This is a genomic window from Fibrobacter sp., from assembly GCA_012523595.1.
GTDB lineage: Bacteria > Fibrobacterota > Chitinivibrionia > Chitinivibrionales > Chitinispirillaceae > JAAYIG01.
Window position 1 is genome coordinate 1 of sequence record JAAYIG010000098.1, and the last position, 2,419, is coordinate 2,419.

The 2,419-nt window shown below is 45.8% G+C and carries 4 protein-coding genes; 2 read left to right on the forward strand and 2 right to left on the reverse strand.

Annotated elements, in window-relative coordinates; all coding sequences use genetic code 11:
- Both GX089_06215 and GX089_06220 read left to right on the forward strand, forming a co-directional pair.
- Positions 1–479: nucleoside deaminase (locus tag GX089_06215; GenBank protein ID NLP02069.1), on the forward strand; the 479-nt coding region annotated here is incomplete at its 5' end.
- A gap of 42 nt (positions 480–521) precedes the next feature.
- Entirely contained in the window at positions 522–1,208 is a 687-nt protein-coding gene (locus GX089_06220) for an HD domain-containing protein (GenBank protein ID NLP02070.1), read from the forward strand.
- A gap of 9 nt (positions 1,209–1,217) precedes the next feature.
- Here the strand turns inward: GX089_06220 and GX089_06225 are convergent, their stop codons facing one another.
- Together GX089_06225 and GX089_06230 are read right to left on the reverse strand one after the other, a co-directional pair.
- The gene (locus tag GX089_06225) at positions 1,218–2,231 is read right to left on the reverse strand and encodes a peptidoglycan DD-metalloendopeptidase family protein (GenBank protein ID NLP02071.1); all 1,014 of its coding nucleotides are present in this window, start codon (positions 2,229–2,231) and stop codon (positions 1,218–1,220) included.
- 32 nt (positions 2,232–2,263) lie between these two features.
- The coding region (locus tag GX089_06230; protein ID NLP02072.1) for a proton-conducting membrane transporter at positions 2,264–2,419 on the reverse strand (156 nt) is incomplete at its 5' end.

Below are 2,419 nucleotides of genomic sequence, written 5' to 3' on the forward strand. Positions count from 1 at the left end.
CCCTTGCCAGAAAAAACATAGAATCGGCTACAGGTGGTCCTTTTGCCGCCGCTGTATTCAACATGGACACCGGGGAACTGATTGCTCCCGGTGTGAACGTTGTTGTAGAGCAATCCTGTTCCTCTGCACATGCGGAAATTATGGCGCTTTCAACAGCCCAGAAAATTCTGGGATCTTTCGATCTCTCCTCTCATGGCCTTCCAAAATGTGAGCTTTTTTCCAGCACTGCACCATGCGCCATGTGCCTGGGAGCGATTCCATGGTCGGGTGTAAAGCGGCTCGTTTGCGGAGCCGCAGATGAAGATGCAAGGGCGATAGGTTTTGATGAAGGCGAAAAGGTTGAGAACTGGACCTCGATGCTTAATAAACGGGGAATAGAGGTAGTTACCGACTTTATGAGAGAGGAAGCATCGGATGTTCTCCAGAGATACAAAATATCCGGCGGGGTAATTTACAATAGCGAAATTGGATGTAAATAGTTACGCTTTCCATTGAAATCCTGCATAAAAAGAGGTAATAAACTGAAAAACTGTGAACAGAAATACCGGGAGATTGCGGTAATTGTTGAGAAGGAGTTATCGTGCTCAGCACACGATGTGGACCATGTGTGGCGGGTCTATAACCTTGCACATCGTCTCGTCGATAAAAAAGACCGGGTCGATATTGACATCCTGCTGATATCTGCACTGCTTCACGATATTGCCAGGGTAAAGGAGGACAGCGACAGGACTGGAAAAATCAACCATGCGGTTCTGGGTGCGGAGATGGCTGAAGACATTCTTATCGGGCTTGGATATCCCGGAGAAAAAATCGCAAAAATAAAGCACTGTATCATTTCTCATAGATACAGGGCCGAACATGAGCCGCAGACCATCGAGGCAAAATTGCTTTTTGATGCTGATAAACTGGATGTTCTGGGGGCAGTCGGAGTTGCCCGTTCATTTATGTTTGCAGGTAAATACAGTTGTAAAATGTACTCGGATGTTCCTGTAAGCAGGTATATCAAAGAGAATCTCGATGGCGGGAAACACAATGGAAAAATCAAGGACATCTCCAGACATACGCCAAATCTGGAATTTGAGACGAAGTTTGTCAGAATACCGGAAAGGCTTTACACTGACGCTGCAAAAGAAATTGCCAGGAAACGCCTGGAGTGTATGAGGGATTTTTTTGCGAGGCTTGAAAAAGAGATCTCAGGTATGATGTGATAAGAGCATTCAGGTCTGAGTATCTTTCCTTACTACTATTTTCCGTCCAATTCTCAGTATTGTTTTACCTGTGATCCCGTTCAGGCTGCATAGTTTTCTTACCGTAGTCCCGTACCTGCGTGCGATATGGCTCAGAGTCTCACCCTTTCTTATCTTATGGTAAACTGTTTTTCTCACTTCAGTGAGGTACTCAAAATTATCCCTTGACAACGTAAGCGTGTCGCATTTCAGCGTATAAGTGTCAAAATCGATTATGTACCCCGGATCAATCGGTTCTCCGCCGTAACGGATCTCAAAATGCAGATGGCTTCCTGTGGAGCGCCCAGTATTGCCCCCCAGTCCAATCATCTCACCAGCCCTGATACGGGTGTTCGGAGTGAGGTCGGTTCTGGAGAGATGCCCGTAGATTGTCTCAAGTCCGTCAAAATGACGCACTACAACGGCTTTGCCGTAACCATAACGGTCATTCTGAATTACTCTGACAATCCCATCAAAAGCACATCTGACCGTATCACCCCGTTGGAGCTTGATATCAGTGCCGAAGTGCCAGAAATATCTCCTTGGGCCGAAAGGGGAGGTCACATAGCCGTTAAAAGGATGGACATACCTGCGCTTTAAAGTGGTATCGGAGAGAAGAATCTTTACAGTATCGGACATTGACTTATAATCGAACCGCCAGGCGTTGATCTTGTTGGTGCACCAGTTGGTTGTGTCGATGTAAATGGAATCGGAACTGAAAAGACTCTCAATTTCATCCTGGAACTCACTCTCCATCGCCTCCGGGTCTGTCATTATTTCCTGTGCGGAATATGCGGAATCATGGGAAACCATGGTGCAAATAGAATCCTGCTGGAGTGTATCGTACGGGCTTCCAGTGTGAACAGAGTCAGAGGAAAACAATGGTTCAGTCTGAACAGTATTTGCAGGACCGGAAAGGGCTTTCTTAGGAGGTAAAGAACAGGCAAATAACAGTAATAAACTGAAAGCCGCACAACTTCTGATAATATTCATGTTCAGATGCATTGTCCTAACAGGTGATCCCGGGTCCTTAAAATTTAATCTATAAATTTTACTTTAGAGGGATCGCGCGGTTTTGCATCAGGAGACTCGTCTTTGTAACCAAGAGCGATACCCAGAACAGGTTTGTACCCCTTGGAAAATTTCAGTTCTGCCAGAACAGAATCCGCTTCTGGGGTATTTTTAGAGATAGC